17 protein-coding genes are annotated in these 16,855 nt (G+C 72.3%); 11 read left to right on the top strand and 6 right to left on the bottom strand.

Annotated elements, in window-relative coordinates:
* Window positions 1-8 precede the first annotated feature (8 nt).
* Together ACFV2X_RS45445 and ACFV2X_RS45440 are read left to right on the top strand one after the other, a co-directional pair.
* Complete coding sequence (locus ACFV2X_RS45445) at window positions 9-767, top strand: response regulator (protein WP_385627825.1); 759 nt, start codon at window positions 9-11, stop codon at window positions 765-767.
* Window positions 764-1,954 carry a sensor histidine kinase gene (locus tag ACFV2X_RS45440; RefSeq protein WP_385627823.1) on the top strand — a complete coding sequence of 397 codons (1,191 nt, stop codon included), beginning with the start codon at window positions 764-766 and terminating at the stop codon, window positions 1,952-1,954. Before ACFV2X_RS45445 ends, ACFV2X_RS45440 begins: the two co-directional genes overlap by 4 nt.
* Window positions 1,955-1,985: 31 nt before the next feature.
* Here the strand turns inward: ACFV2X_RS45440 and ACFV2X_RS45435 are convergent, their stop codons facing one another.
* The gene (locus ACFV2X_RS45435; RefSeq protein ID WP_385627849.1) at window positions 1,986-2,345 is read right to left on the bottom strand and encodes an STAS domain-containing protein; all 360 of its coding nucleotides are present in this window, start codon (window positions 2,343-2,345) and stop codon (window positions 1,986-1,988) included.
* 326 nt (window positions 2,346-2,671) lie between these two features.
* On the opposite strand from ACFV2X_RS45435, the gene ACFV2X_RS45430 reads away from it, so the two are divergent.
* Complete coding sequence (locus tag ACFV2X_RS45430) at window positions 2,672-3,340, top strand: sigma-70 family RNA polymerase sigma factor (RefSeq protein WP_385627821.1); 669 nt, start codon at window positions 2,672-2,674, stop codon at window positions 3,338-3,340.
* Window positions 3,337-4,704, top strand: coding sequence for a zf-HC2 domain-containing protein (locus ACFV2X_RS45425; RefSeq protein ID WP_385627818.1), 1,368 nt, complete (start codon window positions 3,337-3,339; stop codon window positions 4,702-4,704). Before ACFV2X_RS45430 ends, ACFV2X_RS45425 begins: the two co-directional genes overlap by 4 nt.
* Window positions 4,705-4,720: 16 nt before the next feature.
* On the opposite strand, the gene purU is transcribed toward ACFV2X_RS45425, so the two are convergent.
* On the bottom strand, window positions 4,721-5,593 hold the full coding sequence (purU, locus tag ACFV2X_RS45420; RefSeq protein ID WP_385627816.1) for a formyltetrahydrofolate deformylase: 873 nt from the start codon (window positions 5,591-5,593) through the stop codon (window positions 4,721-4,723).
* Window positions 5,594-5,638: 45 nt separating this feature from the next.
* Window positions 5,639-6,085, bottom strand: a complete 447-nt coding sequence (locus ACFV2X_RS45415) for a hypothetical protein (RefSeq protein WP_385627814.1) — start codon at window positions 6,083-6,085, stop codon at window positions 5,639-5,641.
* Window positions 6,086-6,256: 171 nt separating this feature from the next.
* On the opposite strand from ACFV2X_RS45415, the gene ACFV2X_RS45410 reads away from it, so the two are divergent.
* The gene (locus ACFV2X_RS45410) at window positions 6,257-7,558 is read left to right on the top strand and encodes an ABC transporter substrate-binding protein (RefSeq protein WP_385627811.1); all 1,302 of its coding nucleotides are present in this window, start codon (window positions 6,257-6,259) and stop codon (window positions 7,556-7,558) included.
* 173 nt (window positions 7,559-7,731) lie between these two features.
* Window positions 7,732-8,031, top strand: coding sequence for a hypothetical protein (locus tag ACFV2X_RS45405; protein ID WP_358629811.1), 300 nt, complete (start codon window positions 7,732-7,734; stop codon window positions 8,029-8,031).
* A gap of 79 nt (window positions 8,032-8,110) precedes the next feature.
* Here ACFV2X_RS45405 and ACFV2X_RS45400 read toward each other — a convergent pair whose 3' ends face one another.
* Window positions 8,111-10,078 (bottom strand): hypothetical protein, encoded by a 1,968-nt coding sequence (locus ACFV2X_RS45400; protein WP_385627809.1) that lies wholly within the window; start codon window positions 10,076-10,078, stop codon window positions 8,111-8,113.
* A 109-nt stretch (window positions 10,079-10,187) separates the two neighbouring features.
* Window positions 10,188-11,579: a transcriptional regulator gene (locus tag ACFV2X_RS45395; protein WP_385627808.1), complete on the bottom strand. Its 1,392-nt coding sequence runs from the start codon at window positions 11,577-11,579 to the stop codon at window positions 10,188-10,190.
* Window positions 11,580-11,970: 391 nt separating this feature from the next.
* Here ACFV2X_RS45395 and ACFV2X_RS45390 point away from each other — a divergent pair, with 391 nt between their 5' ends.
* The 3 genes from ACFV2X_RS45390 (at window position 11,971) to ACFV2X_RS45380 (ending at window position 15,188) form a co-directional block, all read left to right on the top strand.
* Window positions 11,971-12,654: a bifunctional DNA primase/polymerase gene (locus ACFV2X_RS45390; protein WP_385627847.1), complete on the top strand. Its 684-nt coding sequence runs from the start codon at window positions 11,971-11,973 to the stop codon at window positions 12,652-12,654.
* Between the two features lie 129 nt (window positions 12,655-12,783).
* Window positions 12,784-13,587, top strand: a complete 804-nt coding sequence (locus ACFV2X_RS45385) for an ABC transporter ATP-binding protein (protein WP_385627805.1) — start codon at window positions 12,784-12,786, stop codon at window positions 13,585-13,587.
* Window positions 13,584-15,188, top strand: coding sequence for a transporter (locus ACFV2X_RS45380; protein ID WP_385627802.1), 1,605 nt, complete (start codon window positions 13,584-13,586; stop codon window positions 15,186-15,188). Before ACFV2X_RS45385 ends, ACFV2X_RS45380 begins: the two co-directional genes overlap by 4 nt.
* A 12-nt stretch (window positions 15,189-15,200) precedes the next feature.
* Here ACFV2X_RS45380 and ACFV2X_RS45375 read toward each other — a convergent pair whose 3' ends face one another.
* Window positions 15,201-15,626, bottom strand: coding sequence for an ATP-binding protein (locus ACFV2X_RS45375; RefSeq protein ID WP_385627799.1), 426 nt, complete (start codon window positions 15,624-15,626; stop codon window positions 15,201-15,203).
* Between the two features lie 158 nt (window positions 15,627-15,784).
* Here ACFV2X_RS45375 and ACFV2X_RS45370 point away from each other — a divergent pair, with 158 nt between their 5' ends.
* Window positions 15,785-16,639 carry a helix-turn-helix domain-containing protein gene (locus ACFV2X_RS45370; RefSeq protein ID WP_385627797.1) on the top strand — a complete coding sequence of 285 codons (855 nt, stop codon included), beginning with the start codon at window positions 15,785-15,787 and terminating at the stop codon, window positions 16,637-16,639.
* 11 nt (window positions 16,640-16,650) lie between these two features.
* Window positions 16,651-16,848 carry a DUF397 domain-containing protein gene (locus ACFV2X_RS45365; protein WP_385627795.1) on the top strand — a complete coding sequence of 66 codons (198 nt, stop codon included), beginning with the start codon at window positions 16,651-16,653 and terminating at the stop codon, window positions 16,846-16,848.
* Window positions 16,849-16,855: the final 7 nt, after the last annotated feature.

Raw genomic sequence — 16,855 nt, 5'->3', positions numbered from 1 at the left:
AGCGGCCGGTGATCCGTGTGGCTGTGGTGGACGACGAAGCGCTCGTACGGTCCGGACTGCGGCTGATCCTGGGCACGGCCCCGGACATCGAGGTGGTCGCGGAGTGCTCCGGCGCCGACGCGGTGGCTGCCGTGCGCAGCAGCGCGGCCGATGTGGTCCTCCTGGACATCCGGATGCCCGATGTGGACGGGCTGACCGTGCTGAGACGGCTGTTGGAGGAGGACCGCGCCCCGGCCGTCGCCATGCTGACCACCTTCGACGCGCAGGAGTACGTCACGGCCGCGCTGCGCGCGGGGGCCGCGGGGTTTCTGCTCAAGGACACCGATCCGGAACAGCTGGTCGGGGCCGTACGGACGCTCGCGCAGGGCGGCAGCGTGCTGGACCCGGGCGTCACCCGGGCCGTGATCGGCGGCTATCTGGCGGCCGAGGCGGAGGCCACGGCCTCGGCGGCGGTCGAGGCGCTGACGCCGCGCGAGCGGGAGGTGCTGGCGCTGCTCGGGGAGGGGCTGGCCAATCCGCAGATCGCGGAGCGGATGGGGCTGGCGCCCAGCACGGTCAAGGACCATGTGCGGGCGCTGCTGGCGAAGTTGGGCGGGGTCAACCGGGTGCAGGCGGCGATCGTGGCCGACCGGGCGGGGCTGCTGGCGGGCGCTCCGTGGGCCGGAGGGCCAGGCAGAACTGGGGGACCAGGCAGAACAGGGGCGGCAGGTGCACCCGGGGCGGCAGGTGCGCCAGGGGCCGCAGGGGCGACCGGGGGGCCGCGATGACCGCGATGACCGCCCCCGTGCCGCGCTGGGCGTCGCTGCTCGTCCCCATGGCCCTCGCAGTGGCCGACGCGCTGCTGGTCAACGGCGTGACGCTGGGCCTGGAGCTGAATGTGTCGCTGGTCGCGGCCGCCGCGCTGCTGCTGCGCCGACGGCTGCCGATGACGGTGTTCCTGGCCACGCTGCCGGGGATCCTCATCGGCTACGTCTGGTTCGCGCCCATGATCGCGATGTACACCGTGGCCGCGCGCCGCCCCGACCGCCGGCTGCTCGCGTTCTCGGCGCTGCTGCTGGCCATCGCGCACTTCGTACCGTGGCCGGTCTCGGACTTCGAGCCGACCGCGTACCGGGAGAACACCCTGACCCTGATCGACGCATGCGTGACCTCCGTCGGCCCCATCGCGCTGGGCCTGCTGGTGCGCACCCGCGGCGAACTGGCGGCCCGTATCGCGGACCTGACGCGCAGCCGCCGCCACGCCGACGAGCTGCTGGCCCAGCAGGTGCTGAGCACCGAACGGGCCCGCCTCGCCCGGGAGATGCACGACGTCGTCGCGCACCAGGTCAGCCTCATCAGCCTGCAGGCCGGGGCGGTGCAGATCAGCGCGGCGGACACCCAGGCGCGGGAGAGCGCCCGGACGATCCGCGAGCTGTCGGTGCGCACCCTGGACGAGCTGCGCCACATGGTGGGCGTGCTGCGCGCGGCGGGCGGCGACCTGGAAGAGCTCACCCCGCAGCCGTGCCTGGCCGATCTGCCGCGGCTGATCGAGCTGAGCGCGCTGGACGTGGACTACGAGGCGGACTACGGGGAGGGGGTGTTGGAGGACCTGGGTCAGTCGGAGGCGGTCGAGCGGGCGGTGTTCCGCATCGTGCAGGAGGCGTTGACCAATGTGCGCAAGCACGCGCCGGGCGCGCGGGTACGGGTCCGGGTCAGCGAGGTGGGTGAGGTCGGTGGCGCGGAAGGCGACGGTAAGGCCGTGCGGGAGCTGCGGGTCGAGGTCCGCAACGGGGCGCCCGACGCGACGGCTGCCGCGCCCGGCCTGCCGGGCGGCGGCCACGGCCTGATCGGCCTGCGCGAACGCGCCCAACTGCTCGGCGGCACACTGGAGGCGCACCCCCTGCCCGACGGCGGCTTCGTCGTACGCGCCCGGCTGCCCGGAGCCCGGCCCGCGCCCCGGCCGCCCCGGAGCTGAGCACCGGAGCTGAGCGCCCGGACGGCGGACGCTAAGCGCTCAGCGGGTCGACGGCCGCCTCGGTCGCGGCGGTCAGGTCGGGGTAGACGTCGAACAGCCGCCGTACGCCCAGGGCCGCGAGGACCCGGTGGACATGGGAGCCGTGGGCCTCGCCCTGCGGGGGCAGGATCAGCCGCAGCCGGCCGGAACAGGACCGCATCAGCCGCCGCGTCGCGATGAGGACGCCGACCCCGCTGGAGTCGCAGAAGCGCACCTCCTGGAGGTCGAGAACCAACCAGTGGCGGCCCTCGGCCACCGCGTCGTGGACGTGCTGCCGGACCGCGGGGGAGGTCACCAGGTCCATCTCTCCTGAGACCTGGAGGACGACCCACTCCCCCCGCCGGTCCTCCATCACCTTCAACGTCACGCGCCCGAAGCCCTTCGCTCGCCCGCTAACCGGAATTGCCTGTTCCCCAGCGGCTGCCCGCCCGATGCCCCACCAAACACCCCCCGGCAGAAGCCAGAGATGACGACCTTATGCCGTGCGGAAGCGTTTCGTCGCGGGATTCGTGCGCAAAGTGACGGCCCCAATACCATCCGCAGCCCCACCGTGCCGCACTTTGCCGCATGGGGGCGTGTTGTGTCACCCCCCGCACTACATTCGATATGACGGTGGCATCGGCCCCGAAGACCTGGAGCCGACGCCCGGACGACTCGGACACGAGGAATGGGGGCCGTATGGCGAACGACGCACCGCCCCGCTGGGATCGCAGGATGCAGCAGCGGCTGGCACGCGGCGAGGCCGCCGCGCTGGGCGAGTTGTACGACCGTTTCGCCTCCCTCGTCCACAATCTGGCCCACCGCGTGCTCGAGGACGAGGAGGCCGCCGACCGCGTCACCCGCGAAGTGTTCGGCTACGCCTGGGAGAACCCGGACGCGTACGACCCCAAGCAGGGCACGCTGCGCTCCTGGATCGCCACACTCGCCCACCGCCAGGCGGTGCACCGGCTCCGCGAGGCCGAGGCGCGCGCCGCCGCCCAACCGACCGGCGCCCAACCGACCGGCAACGACCGGGCCCGAGCCGACCGGGCCGGCGACGACAGGGCCGGAGCGGACCCCGCGAGAGGCGGGGCGGGGCGCACCCAGGAGGACATCGAGGACAGGATCCGCGAAGCCTCCGTGGCCGCCCGCGCCGACTACATCGTCACGTCCATGCCCGCCCCGCTGCGCGCCGCCCTCGAACTGGCCTACTTCGACCGCCGCGACTACCGCCAGGCCGCGGCCGAGCTCGGTGTGACGGAGGACGAGGCGAGACGCCGCCTCCGGTTGGGCCTGCAACTGCTGTCGACGGCCAACGTCCCACCCCCGGACGCCGTTCCGCCTCCCGGTTACGGACGGGCCCTGTGAACAGGCCCGGTGACGGCGCCGGCGGCACCGACGGCCCGGGGCGCGGCGACGAGCCGCCCCTCGCGCCCGAGCCCGCCGACGCACCGCGCATACCCCCGCCACGCCCGGCCGCCGAGGACAGCGGCCACTGGCCCGCCCACTGGCGCCCGGCGCCCGAACCCGCACCCGGCCCCATCCCCGGCACCGCGCCCGAACCCGTGTCCGACGCCCACGAGCCGGGCACCGGGCCGGATCCGGAGCCCTTCGATCCGCCGCTCCTCTCCCACGCCGTGCTGAAGTCGCTGCTGGGCGCCTGGGCCCTGACCGCATGCCCACCCGAGGAGACCGCAGCCGTGGAGGCGCACCTCAACCACTGCACCCCGTGCGCCGAAGAGGCCCTGCGGCTGCGCGAGGCGGTCGGGCTGCTGCACACCGAGCAGAGCCTGGACCTCGACCCGCTGCTGCGCTCCCGCGTGCTGGCGGGCTGTCTGGGCCGCCGCCCGGCCCGTATACCGGTGCCCGACTGGGCCGGGGTGTACGACGCGGAGGCCGCCCGGCTGGACGCGCTGCTGCGCGACATGGGCGAGGCGGAGTGGAGAGCGCCGGTGCGGCTCAGATGGTTCGACGGGGAGCGGCTGGTGGGGCGGGACACCACCGTCGCCGGGGTGATAGGCCACCTGATGGTGGTCGACGGCATCCTCGCCGCGTCCCTCGGGCTGCCCGATCCGCTCGGCGCCCACGCGCCGGGCTCCCCGGCGGACCGTACGGAGGCGTACTGGCGCGGCGTGCCCGCGCGGGGGCCGAGAGCCGCCGGGGAGCCGGGGGCGGTGCGCGAACCGTGGCGGGAGCAGGGCCATGCGCTGGTACGGACCGTGTCCTTCGCCGGGCGCGGCGTACGCGATCTCTCCGTGCCGTACGGGGACTTCTCGCTGCCCATACGCGACTCGTTCCTCGACCGCGCCTTCGAGTGCTGGGTGCACGCCGGGGACATCGCCGAGGCGATCGACTACCCGTACGAGCCGCCCGCCTCGGCCCATCTCAAGCCCATGGTCGACCTGTGCGCCCGGCTGCTGCCCGACGCCCTCGCGGAGCGCCGCCGGGCCGGGCTCGCGGGGCCGCCCCGGCGGCTGGTCGAGGCCGGCGCGCCGGGCCGTACGCTCCATCTGGAGGTCGAGGGCAGCGGCGACTGGTACATCCCGCTGGACTCCCCCGCCGCACAGCCCTCCCCGGAGGATGCGGTGGCCCATATCGCGCTCGACCGAGAGGCCTTCTACCAGCTGGCGGCCGGGCACGTACCGCCCCAGGAGGCGGCCGCCGGGCAGCTCGGCGACCCGGAGGCGATCCGCGACGTCCTCTTCGCGACGGCGTCCCTGTCGCGTCTGTGAGGCCCCAGGTACAGGCTCAGGCGAACACCACGGTCCGGTGGCCGTTGAGCAGCACCCGCCGCTCGCTGTGCCACTTCACCGCCCGCGCCAGCGCCTGGCACTCCACGTCGCGCCCCACCGCCACCAGCTGGTCCGGGGTGAGCTCATGGCCCACCCGCTCGACCTCCTGCTCGATGATCGGGCCCTCGTCCAGGTCGGCCGTCACATAGTGGGCCGTCGCGCCGATCAGCTTCACGCCGCGGGCGTGCGCCTGGTGGTACGGCTTGGCGCCCTTGAAGCTCGGCAGGAAGGAGTGGTGGATGTTGATGATGCGCCCCGCCAGCCGCTTGCACAGGTCGTCCGAGAGCACCTGCATATAGCGGGCCAGGACCACCAGCTCCACCTGCTCGGCCTCCACCAGCTCCAGCAGCTCCGCCTCCGCCCGGGCCTTGTTCTCCTTCGTCACCGGGATGTGCCGGAAGGGGATCCCGTACGAGCCCACCAGCTCCGCGAAGTCGGTGTGGTTGGAGACCACCGCCGCGATCTCCACGGGCAGTGCCCCGATCCGCGAGCGGAAGAGCAGGTCGTTCAGGCAGTGGCCGAACTTGCTGACCAGCAGCACGACGCGCATCTTCTCGGCGGCCGGGTGGATCTGCCAGTCCATCCGGAAGGACTCGCCGACCGCCGCGAAGCTCGCCCGCAGGTCCTCCACCCGCACCGGCGAGACCGCCCGGAAGTGCACCCGCATGAAGAAGAGCCCGGTGTCGCGGTCGCCGAACTGCTGACTGTCCTCGATGTTGCAGCCGGTCATGAAGAGGTAACTCGACACGGCGTGCACGATGCCCTGCTTGTCCGGGCAGGACAGGGTGAGGATGTACTGGTCGGCGGCGGCGGAATGCGACTGGCTCATGACTCCATAGCGTCGCACACCCCGCCCGGATCCCTGGACCGCTCCCTAGACCGCGTTGGTCATGATCGCCAGCACTTCGAGGGTGTGCGGGGGCAGGTCGGGGTCCTCACCGTCGTTGGCCGCGAGCCGCACATGCGCCTCGCGCGCCGCACGGACCGCCTCCGGCCACCCGTGGTGCTCCAGGTAGGCCGCGACCTGGGCGTCCGCGCCCACCTGGTGCATGATCCGCAGCACTCTGAGGACGGCGACATCGACGAGCGCCGCCTCCTGCGAGTCGCGGAAGATCGTGCCGACGTACTTCTCGGCCGACCAGTTGTCCAGCCAGGTGTCCTCCACCAGCCGGTACACGGCGTCGGTGACGTCCCCGTATCCGTCCCGGCCCGCCAGCCAGCACTCCTGCTGGAAGACGGGATCAGAGAGCATATGCAGCGCTGAGCGCACATTGCTGCGCCAGCGCCACCACGGCATGTCATTGACAGGCATGCCGCCCATGGTGGTCGAGCGACGGCCGCGACGGGAAGACTTCTCCGAACCTTGCACGGGAATCGATCGTACGTTCTTCACGGGCACACATGCACCGACCCCCGTAATTCACCCTCTCGTCACTTTCTCGTCATTTGCGATAGCCGCCCCGTTACGAGCGGAACGCCACGCTCACATGCCATGACCGGATGGCGACTTTTCTCCCCACGCCCGTGGCTGGCGGCCGCGCTCTGTGCCGCGGTCGGGGCGGGGACGCTGACCGGCTGCGGCGCGCTGCCCGGGGCAGGATCCGAGGACCCCGTCACCGTCATGACCTGGGCGCCCGAGAACACCAAAGCGACCAATATGCCCGAGATGCCCGCTATGGCGAAGGCGTACGCCCGTTGGGTCAACGACAACGGCGGCATCCACGGCCGCAAGCTGAAGGTGCTCACCTGCAACGAGCGCAACGACCCCTCGGAGGCGGCCCGCTGCGCCCGGCGCGCCGCGGATGAGAACGTCGTCGCGGTCGTCGGCTCGTACAGCCAGTTCGGCCGCTACTTCATCTCCGCCCTGGAGGGCTCGGGCATCCCCTATATCGGCGGATACGGGCTGACGCAGGAGGAGTTCGACAGCCCGTACTCCTACCCGGTCAACGGCGGCCAGGCCGCCCTGCTGGCCGGGAACGGACGGCAGCTGGCCTCCGTATGCCGCCGCGTCTCCCTCGTCCGCCCCGACACCATCGCGGGCGACGAGCTGCCCGAACTCCTCGACGCGGGCCTGACGGCCGGCAAGCGCCGCGCCGCCACCGACGTACGGGCCCCCGAGGACGCCGGCGACTATATGCGGCAGGCCCGCACCGCCCTGAACGGCGTGGGCGCCGAGACCGCCCTGGGCGGCGCCGCGCAGGGCGCCGAGCTGCCCGACTCCTGTGTGACCGCGGCGCTGGGAGAGCGCACCGGCACCTTCTTCGACTCCTTCCGGCGGCTCCAGGAGGACCACCCGAAGGTACGGATAGCCTCCGTGCTCGGCAGCGTCCGCCAGTCCCTCGTGGACAGCACCGGCGGCCGCGAGAGCCCGCTGGAGGGCGCGTACGCCACCGGCTGGTACCCGGCCGCGGACGATCCGCGCTGGGCGCCCATGAAGAAGGTCATCAAGGACTACGCCTTCGAAGACGCCCGTATCGACGCGGAGGACCCCGGCACCCAGACCACCTGGATCGCCTACACCGTGCTGCGGTCCGTCCTGAACTCCCTGAAGGCCGACGACATCAGCGCCCGCTCCATCCGGCGCGAGCTGGACAACGGCCACGCGGTCGACACCGGGGGCCTCACCCCGGAACTCCGCTGGGGCTACAAGGACGCGCTGTCCATCCACGGCTATCCGCGCATGGTGAACGCGGACGTGACCTACCAGGTGGTGCGGGACGGGCAGCTGGTCGCGGTCCGCAAGGGGTTCATGGACGTCTCGACGACGCTCCGGCGGTACGCCAAGGCGGACTGAGACCGTCTCCTGAAACTGAGCTGTTGCGACACCTTCAGCCGTCCGAATGCGCCCTTGCAAACGAAAATCGCCGTTGACACAGTGTCACCTGATCGCCACCTTTCGAGGAGACACTCATGCGCTTTCGGAAAGTTCGATCAACGGGGTCGGCGTCCGCGTTATTGGGGTCCTTGATGGCTCTCGCGCTCCCGGGTACGGCAGAGGCCGGAACCCAGGACTACGCGGCCGTCTTCACCTACAACGGCCACGCCGTCAACGTGCGGGACGAAGCCACCACCAGCTCAGCCAAGATCGGGAGCATTCCCGCCGCCGACTCGTGGCCGTGTTTCACGAGCAGCGGCTGCTACACCAAAGCCGGCGGCTCTTACACCTGCTGGAGCGGCGGCCCCTCGGGCAACCGGTGGGTGAAAGTGGCTTGGGGGGACTTCTACGGCTGGGTCCCGCAATCCTGCGTGAGGATCGGCCGCGCCTAGCGCCCGGCACACTCAACAGAGCGCGGGCAATCGGTCGCCGCCAAGAATTGGCAGCCGATTGCCCGCAGCCCGGCGTTCGTCAGAGTTGAGCGGCCTGCCGCTTCTGCAATCCGTACTGTGTGGCTATCTCGTTCCACAGAACCACGGCCTCCCCCTTCGCCTTCGAGGCGTTGGTGCTGGCGAGATCACCCGCCCGTTTCTTGGGGGTGGCACGGGCCTGGCCCTTGTGACAGCCCTTCTTGCCGCCGACCTGGTCGGCCCAGGCCGCGTACTGGTTGTCGGCCGTGGCGGAGGACTGCCATGCCTTGGTCAGCGACGAGGTCAGCTGGGCGTTCTTCGGCAGCTTGTCGACGGAGATCTTGCCGAGCCGGGTCACCAGGTCGGTGCGCTGCCCGGCGGCGGTACGCAGGTTCGTGGCCGCGGTGGACAGGTTCTTGCAGGTCTTGATGTCCTCCACGGCCTTGATCACCGCCGCCCGGCTGTTGTTGCTGTCCGCGAGCAGCGCGTCGAGCGCCTTGGCCTGCGCCTCGGCGGGGTCGGCCGCCTTGGTCTTGTCGTCGACCTTGGGATCCGGCGTCTGGCTCCCTTCGGCCTTCGTGTCCTTCTTGTCGTCGTCGCCCCCGCCGCTGAGCGCCGCTCCGGCGGCGAGGCCGGCGATGGCGCAGACCCCGACGACGATGCCGATGAGGGCGGCGGGCGACATACGGCGACGGCCGCCGCCGCCTCGACTGCCCGGCCCATCGCCCTCGGCCGCGGGGGCGGGCGGGCCGGGCATCGGGCCCTGGTCGCTGAACTGGGGCAGCTGCTGGGTCGAGTCCGCCCCCTCGGCGGGCCCGCCGTCGGCCCGGAACAGGCCGTCGAACTCCGACGGCGGCTGCCGGTCGCCCGGCATGCCGGGCCGGATCGCGTACGGCGCGGGGCCGCCCGGCTGGGGGGCGCCGTGGCCCTGCTGCCGGGGCGGCGGCCCGGCCGCCGGGATCGGCCCGGGGAGCACCTGCGTCTCCTCGGCGGCGCCGGAGGCCGGCTGGCCGGGGCCCGGCTGGCCCGGGGCGGCCTGCGGGGCGCCGTGGCGGGCGCGTCCGGGGCGGACCGCCCGCAGAACGGTGGTGGACTCTTTGTCCGATTCGGGCTGCGTTCGGGGGTGACCGGACCGGTTCTCCGGCGGCAGCGGCGTGCTCGCGGGGGCCTGGCCGGCGGGGCCCTGGGCGGGGTCCGGGCCCGGGGCGGCATGCGCGGGGGCGGCATGCGCGGGAGGAGCGGTGGGGGCCGCGCCCTCGGGCGGCAGCGGCATCGCGCCGGGCGCCTGTCCGGCGACGGGCGGTATGTACTGAGTCGCCTCGGAGTCGACCGCGGGCGGCCCGGGGACGCCGGGCTGCGGCGGCAGCATCTGGGTCTCGGCGGCGGGTCCGGCGCCTCCGGCGAAGGGCTGCGCCTGTCTGTCCGGCGCCGGCGGCCCCCCTTGCGGCTGAGGCGGCATCGGCGGCTGGCCCTGCGGCATCGGCGGCTGCCCCTGCGGCTGCTGCCCGTGCGCGGGCGGCCAGCCCTGCTGGGCGTACGGCTGTCCCTGGGCGGGCATCGGCGCACCCTGCGGCCCGCCGTACGGAGCGCCGTGCGGCGCGGCGGGACCGGCGGGCAGGCCGTTCTGCGGCACGCCGGGGGGCGGGCTCAGCGGAGCGCCGCCCTGGAAGCCGTGCTGTGGCGCGTTCTGCGGGGCGTGCTGGGAAACGTTCTGTGCTCCGTGCCGCGCGTCGTTCTGCGGCCAGCCCTGCTGGGCCTGGGCCGCGGCGTCTCCCTGAGGCTGCGGCAGCGGCTGAGGCTGCGCCGGCGCGCCCGGCTGCCCGGGGGCCTGCGGTGCGGTCTGAGGCGCGCCCTGCGGACCCCATGGCTGTCCCCAAGCCTGGCCACCGGCCGGGGCCGCCTGGTGCTGGTCGTGGGCCCGCTGATCGCCCTGAGCGGGCAGCACGACACCCTCGCGCACGGGCTGCGTGGGCTGCGCGGGCGGGACCGCAGGCAGCTGCGGCTCGTTCCCCTGTCCGCTCTGCGTCACCGGGACTCCTTGGCTATACGACTTACGGAATCAACGGCTCACGCTACCGGGTCCCCGGACAGTGCGGTGCCCGGCGGCCTTGGGGAGAACGAGACACTTGTCACCCGTCTCAGGCGGCCTGGACCTCCAACCTCGCCCCGAATTCCCGCACCACCGGCTCGTCCCGATACGGCTCGAGCCGCTGCTGGAAGTCGTCCAGATACTCCACCCCCCGGTTGGAGCGCAGGGATCCGAGCAGTTCGACCGCCTGGGTCCCGGTGTGGCAGGCCTGTTCCACATCGCGCTGCTGCACATGCGCCGTGGCCAGCAGCAACAGCCCGATCGCCCGCCGCCGCACCCGGCTGTCCGGATGGCCTTCCAGGGCCTCCTCCGCGCGGCGCCTGGCGGGCTCGGCCTGGCCGAGGTCGCGGTGGCAGTGGGCCAACTCGTCCGCCAGATAGGCGTGGTCGAAATGGCGGATCCAGGCGGGGTCGTCGCCGGTCTCGCCCCCGCTGCCCGCCGCCCGCTCCATGGCGTCGAGCGCACGGCCCGCCGCGACCTGGCAGGCGCGCCCGTCGCCGAGCAGCGCGTGGCCGCGGGCCTCGGCGGCCAGGAACAGCGATTCGGCGCGCGGCGGCACCTGTCCGCGCGCGCCTTCCTGCGCGGCCTTCGCCAACTGGGCGATCTCCCGCGGGTTCCCGAGCTGGGCCGCGAGATGGCTCATGCTCGCGGCGAGCACATAGCCGCCGTAACCCCGGTCCCCGGCGGCCTGGGCCAGCCGCAGCGCCTGGATGTAGTAGCGCTGGGCGAGCCCCGACTGGCCGGTGTCGACCGCCATATAACCGGCCAGCTCGGTCAGCCTGGCGACGGCGGCGAACAGTTCGCGCCCGACCGATTCGCGGTAGGAGCCGGCCAGCAGTCCGGAGACCACGCTGTTGAGGTAGTGGACGACGACGGGGCGCACATGGCCGCTCCCGTACCGGTGGTCGAGCTCGATGAGCGCGTCGGTGGTCGCCCGCACCGCCGCCACGTCGGACCTGCCGACCTTCGCCCCGGCCGTCCGCGCGACCTGGGAGTCCGCCCCGGTGATCAGCCAGTCCCGGCTGGGCTCCACCAGCGCCGAGGCCGCGACCGTCGAACCGCTCAGAAAGTCACGGCGCCCGACGTCGCTCCGCCACAACTCGCAGACCTGCTCTATCGCGCCGAGGACGGTGGGCGAGAACTGCAGCCCCACGCCCGAGGCGAGGTTCTTGCCGTTGGCCATGCCGATCTCGTCGATCGTGACCGTACGGCCGAGCTTGCGGCCGAGCGCCTCGGCGATGATGCCCGGGGCCCGGCCCCTCGGCTGCTGGCCGCGCAGCCAGCGGGCGACCGAGGTCTTGTCGTAGCGCAGATCGAGGCCGTGCTCGGCGCCGCACATGTTGACCCTGCGCGCCAAGCCGGCGTTGGAACACGCGGCTTCCTGGATGAGCGCCTGCAGCCTCTCGTTCGGCTGCCGCGCCACAAGCGGCCTAGCGGCCATGGTCATACCCCCAGTGACTGCTGTGCGTTTACGGCGGATACCGTCCCTGTTGATCACTGCCCCGCAGATATCGCGGATACGCCAGGCATGTGCGGAGAACACAGGACTTGCCCGAATTGACCGCGATCGTGCGCGTACGGCGCCGACAGGAGTCCGGGACCGCACCACTGGAACACGGCACGGCCTACCGGACACTCGTACGCCCGTCACGCATGGTGGCTACCCGCTCACGCAGCCGCGTCCCCATGCGCGCCCCCGACCGTGCACCCATGCGCCCCACATGCCCGGAGCATGCTTCCTTTCTTCTCTTCAGTACTCGGCTCCGCCGGCACGGCGGGGTGGGGCGTAACCCCCGCAGACCCATGGAGTTGTGCTGGTCGTGGACGAGACCATGGACGTGACAAACGACGTGACTGACGATGTGACAGGAGCACCACAGATCCCCGAACAGCGCGGGGAGCGGCTGCGGGACGCCGCGGTGCGCTATGCGGAGGAGCGGCACTGGGACGTGCTCCCCGGCGCCTGGCTTGAGCCCGTGGCCGGCGCGGGCCAGTGGTGGGACCGATGCTGCTGCGGCGCGGCCGACTGTCCCTCCCCCGGCGCCCATCCGACCCGCGCCGACTGGGCGGACCAGGCGACCGGCAGCGCCGTCGTGGCGCGCCGGATGTGGGCCAGGGCGCCGCGCGCCTCGATCCTGCTGCCGACCGGGCGCACCTTCGACGCGCTGGACGTGCCGGAGACGGCGGGCTGTCTGGCGCTGGCGCGGATGGAGCGCATGGACGTCGAACTCGGCCCGGTCACCTCCACCCCGGGGCGCCGGATGCTGTTCTTCGTCCTGCCGGGCGCCGCCGCCAAGATCCCGCACCTGGTACGGAACCAGGGCTGGCCGCCCTCGTCGATCGACCTGGTGGCGCGCGGCGAAGGCGACTACGTGGTCGCGCCGCCCACCCGCGTGGGCCGGCACGGCTCCTCGGTCCAGTGGGCACGCCGCCCGACCGCCGCGAACCGCTGGCTCCCCGACGCCGAGGAGTTGGTCAGCGCCCTCGCCTACGCCTGCGGCCGCGAAGGGCGCTGAGGCCCGCCGGACGCGGCGCCGGGGCGCGCCGACGCCCGCCGGGCACCGGCGTCCGCGCCCCGTGTGCCCCTATCGTGGGCGGCGGACGGGGGCGTTGACCGGGCCTCCGCACGTTCGAAAGGGGACCCGGTGGCAGAGGAGCCGGAGGAGAAGGGGAAGTCGGCCATACCGGCGGTGCTCGTACGGGGGCTGTGGAAGCGGTACGGGGAGCAGGTCGCCGTCGCCGGGATCGATCTGGAGCTGCCCGCCGGGCGGTTCATCGGACTGGTCGGGCCCAACGGCGCGGGCAAGACGACCACCTTGTCGATGGTGACCGGGCTGCTGCGGCCCGACTCCGGCACGGTCGAGGTCGGCGGGCACGACGTATGGCGGGACCCGGTCGCGGTGAAGGCCCGGATCGGGGTGCTGCCCGAGGGGCTGCGGCTGTTCGAGCGGCTGTCGGGCCGCGAACTCCTCGACTACACCGGACGGCTGCGCGGACTGCCCGCCGACGAGGTCCACAAGCGCGCCACCCAGCTACTGGACGTGCTCGACCTCGCGGGGGCTCAGCACAAGCTGGTCGTCGACTACTCGACCGGTATGCGGAAGAAGATCGGCCTGGCCGCAGCCCTCCTCCACAATCCGGAAGTCCTCTTTCTGGACGAGCCCTTCGAGGGCGTGGACCCGGTGTCCGCGCAGACGATCCGCGGGGTGCTGGAGCGCTACACCCGCTCCGGCGCCACCGTCGTCTTCTCCAGCCATGTCATGGAGCTGGTGGAGTCGCTGTGCGACTGGGTCGCGGTGCTGGCTTCCGGCCGGATCCGGGCCCACGGGCCGCTGGCGGAGGTACGGGGCGCGGCGCCGTCGCTGCAGGACGCCTTCCTCGAACTGGTCGGCGCGAACGACCGGGCGGCCGGCCATGACCTCGACTGGCTGGGCGGCGGCGCCCGATGACCGCCACCGGCCCGCTCACCGCGCTCTTCGTCCGGCTCAAGCTGTCCCTGCTGCGCAACGGGCTGCGACAGTCAGCCGGGCGCCGCGCCGCGTACGTGACCTCCGTCGTCGTCACGCTCCTCATCGCCGCGCTCCAGTTGCTCGGCCTGATCGCGCTGCGCGGCAACGACCACGCCGCCGCGCTGGTCACCCTCCTCGCCGCGGTCTTCGCCCTCGGCTGGGCCGTAATGCCGCTGTTCTTCCCCGGCGGCGACGAAACCCTCGACCCCACGCGGCTGGTGATGCTGCCGCTGCGGCCCCGCCCGCTGGTCGCCGCCCTGCTGGTGTCCTCACTGATCGGCATCGGCCCGCTGTTCACCCTCACCCTCATCACCGGCTCGGTGATCGCCGTGGCGCATGGCGCGGCGGCAGCGGCGGCGGGTGTGGTGGCCGTGGTGGTGGCGATGCTGCTGTGCGTGGCGCTGTCGCGGGCCGTCGCGACCGCCAACACCCGGCTGCTGACCAGCCGCCGGGGCCGCGATCTGGCCCTGCTCAGCGGCCTGTTCGTGGCGGTGGGCGCACAGCTGGTCAACGTAGGGGTGGGGCAGCTGTCCGGCGAGGACGGGCTGTCCTCCCTGGAGCCGGTGGCGGACGTACTGCGCTGGGTGCCGCCCGCCGCGGCGATCGACGCGGTCCAGGGCGTAGGCGACGGCTCGTACGGGACCGCGGCCGCCCAGCTCGCCCTGTCGGCGGGGCTGCTGGCGCTGCTGCTGTGGTGGTGGCAGCGCGGTCTGACCCACCTGATGACCTCGCCGGACTCCTCGACCATCCAGGCCGCCGAGCCCAGCCGCAAGCGTTCTATGGATGCCCGGCCCGCTCTGCACCGGCTGCTGCCCGAGAACCGCACCGGCACGGTCGTGCTGCGCACGCTGCGCTATGCCTGGCGGGACCCGAAGACCAAGTCCGCGTGGGTGACCTCGCTGGCCGTCGGCCTGCTGGTGCCGGTCGTCACCACGGTCCAGGGCGCCGGCAGCGTCTACGCCTCCTGCTGGGCCGCGGGGCTGCTCGGCATGCAGATGTACAACCAGTTCGGACAGGACTCCTCCGCCTTCTGGATGGTGGCGCAGACGATCTCCGCACCACGCGACGCCTATCTGGAGCTGCGCGGGCGCGCGCTGGCCCTCGCACTGGTCGGCGTGCCCTACGTCACGCTGGCGGTGCTGGGCGCGGCCGCGCTCATGGACGAGTGGGCGGCGGTCCCCGACGCGCTCGGCCTCGCCCTGGCGCTGTTCGGCGCGCTGGTGGCGACCGGCGCCATGACCTCGGCCCTGTACCCGTACTCCATTCCGCAGGACAGCGGCTACAAGAACGTGGTGCCGGGGCAGGCGGGCCTGGCGTGGATCGGCATCCTCGGCGGGATGGTCACCGGCGCGGTGCTGTGCGCCCCGGTGCTGGCGGCGACGATCTGGATGCATACCTCCGGGGCGGGCGACTGGCTGTGGCTGATGCTGCCACTGGGCGCGGTGTACGGCGCCGGGGTCGCCCTGAGCGGCCTGAGGCTGGCCGCGCCCCGGACGGCGGCGCGGCTGCCGGAGATCCTGGCGGCGGTCACCAAGGGCTGAGCCCCGCCGCCCTTACGAGCCTCCTGTGGTCAGGGAGAACCACACGCCTTTGCCCGGCGCCCCGCCGACCCCCAGCGGGGCGCCGGGACTTGTACCCCACTTATCCGCCAGCGCGTCCACGATGTGCAGGCCCCGGCCGCCCTCGGCGTCGAGGTTTGGTGGGCGGAGGCGGGGTTCGGTGAGATCGCCGTCGAAGACGGTGACGCAGACCTCGGCGGGCTCGACGGCGAGCCAGAGGACGGAGCCGTTGCCCGCGGCGTGGGCGTAGGCGTTGGCGGCGAGTTCGGCGGTGCACAGTGCCGCGGTGTCGACTGCGTCGTTGAGCTCTAAGCGACGTAGGACGGACGTGACGAAGTCGCGGGCGATGCCGGGGGATGTTTCGAGGGGCGGGCAGTAGAGGGTGTAGGAGTGGGGCCGGTTCGGCCTGAAATCGCCCATGCGGTGGCCTTCTCTCGTAAGCGGTGCGTGAGAGGTACGCCACAGACGGTAGGGTTCAAGATGACTCCGGGGCAACCTTGAAGCCGAAATCGCCCCCGAACGAAGTAGACCGTGATACGGCGGCGCGCCACACTCATCAGGAGCCAGGGAAGGAAGCCATGCCACCGAGGAGCACCCCAACTGCTCGCCAGGAGCGCCTTGGTATCGAGTTGCGCAAGATGCGCGAGGCTGCGGCCATGACCGCCCGTGATGCCGCGAGGCTGCTGGGGGTCGATCCGGCAAAGGTCAGCCACATCGAGTGCGGTCGAGTTGGCGTGAGCGAGGAGCGCGTGCGCCGCCTCGCCGCGTTCTACTCGTGCGGCGACACCGCGCTTATCGACGCGCTGTCCGCGATGACGTACGAGCAGCGCGGCGAGGGGTGGTGGGAGGCGTATCGAGGGACGCTGCCCGCGCAATTCCTGGACATCGCCGAGATGGAGTACCACGCCACCTACCTGCACTCGATCGACATCACTCACATCCCCGGGATCCTTCAGACCGAGGATTACGCGCGCACAGTATTCGGGTACACGATTCCGCAGCTCCCTCGGACAGAGCTGGACGCGCGCGTCGCTCACCGGATGGAGCGTCGGACGATCTTCGAACGGGATGCACCCCCAACTCAGAACGCCATCATCCACGAGGCTGCATTGAGAATGCGCTTCGGCGGGCGGAAAGTCGCGCGAGCCCAGCTCGAACACCTTCGGGACCAGTGCGATCGCCCCAACATCTCCGTGCGAGTGGTCCTCTTCGAGTCCGAAGGGTATACGGGTGCCAGTCGTGCGATGCTCTACGCGGGCGGCCCGGTACCCAAGCTCGATACCGTGCAGATCGAAGCCGCGCTCGGGGCCACATTCCTGCACGCGGAATCACATCTCGCGAGCTACCGCACCGTCTTCACCGCAGTCGATTCCGCAGCGCTCAGCAACACCGAGTCGCAGAATTTTATCCACACGGCAGCAAAGCAACTGTGAAGGGTAGACCCATGACCACGCCGATCAGTTGGCAGAAGTCCTCTTTCTCCGAGACATCGGGAGCCTGCGTGGAGCTGGCTGCCGTCGACGGCGCAATACGCCTCCGGGAAAGCGACGACCCCGACATCGTCATCACAACAGCCCCCCGCCCCCTCGGCACCCTGATACGCGGCATCAAGGCAGGCGAGTTCGACCGCTTCAGCGCGTAGCCAATCC

This window comes from Streptomyces sp. NPDC059679 (genome assembly GCF_042734105.1).
Taxonomy (GTDB): domain Bacteria; phylum Actinomycetota; class Actinomycetes; order Streptomycetales; family Streptomycetaceae; genus Streptomyces.
The sequence above is the reverse complement of the archived record's forward strand: the minus strand, read 5'-3'. Positions and strand labels throughout refer to the sequence as shown.

Bases quoted from the DNA above. Each gene is read 5' to 3' on its own strand.
- ACFV2X_RS45380 (WP_385627802.1), top strand. From the start codon at position 13,584: ATGACCGCCACCGGCCCGCTCACCGCGCTCTTCGTCCGGCTCAAGCTG.
- ACFV2X_RS45415 (WP_385627814.1), bottom strand. From the start codon at position 6,085: ATGGGCGGCATGCCTGTCAATGACATGCCGTGGTGGCGCTGGCGCAGC.
- ACFV2X_RS45395 (WP_385627808.1), bottom strand. From the start codon at position 11,579: ATGGCCGCTAGGCCGCTTGTGGCGCGGCAGCCGAACGAGAGGCTGCAG.
- purU (WP_385627816.1), bottom strand. From the start codon at position 5,593: ATGAGCCAGTCGCATTCCGCCGCCGCCGACCAGTACATCCTCACCCTG.
- ACFV2X_RS45440 (WP_385627823.1), top strand. From the start codon at position 764: ATGACCGCGATGACCGCCCCCGTGCCGCGCTGGGCGTCGCTGCTCGTC.
- ACFV2X_RS45370 (WP_385627797.1), top strand. From the start codon at position 15,785: ATGCCACCGAGGAGCACCCCAACTGCTCGCCAGGAGCGCCTTGGTATC.
- ACFV2X_RS45365 (WP_385627795.1), top strand. From the start codon at position 16,651: ATGACCACGCCGATCAGTTGGCAGAAGTCCTCTTTCTCCGAGACATCG.
- ACFV2X_RS45410 (WP_385627811.1), top strand. From the start codon at position 6,257: ATGACCGGATGGCGACTTTTCTCCCCACGCCCGTGGCTGGCGGCCGCG.
- ACFV2X_RS45405 (WP_358629811.1), top strand. From the start codon at position 7,732: ATGGCTCTCGCGCTCCCGGGTACGGCAGAGGCCGGAACCCAGGACTAC.
- ACFV2X_RS45390 (WP_385627847.1), top strand. From the start codon at position 11,971: ATGGACGTGACAAACGACGTGACTGACGATGTGACAGGAGCACCACAG.
- ACFV2X_RS45430 (WP_385627821.1), top strand. From the start codon at position 2,672: ATGGCGAACGACGCACCGCCCCGCTGGGATCGCAGGATGCAGCAGCGG.
- ACFV2X_RS45435 (WP_385627849.1), bottom strand. From the start codon at position 2,345: ATGGAGGACCGGCGGGGGGAGTGGGTCGTCCTCCAGGTCTCAGGAGAG.
- ACFV2X_RS45375 (WP_385627799.1), bottom strand. From the start codon at position 15,626: ATGGGCGATTTCAGGCCGAACCGGCCCCACTCCTACACCCTCTACTGC.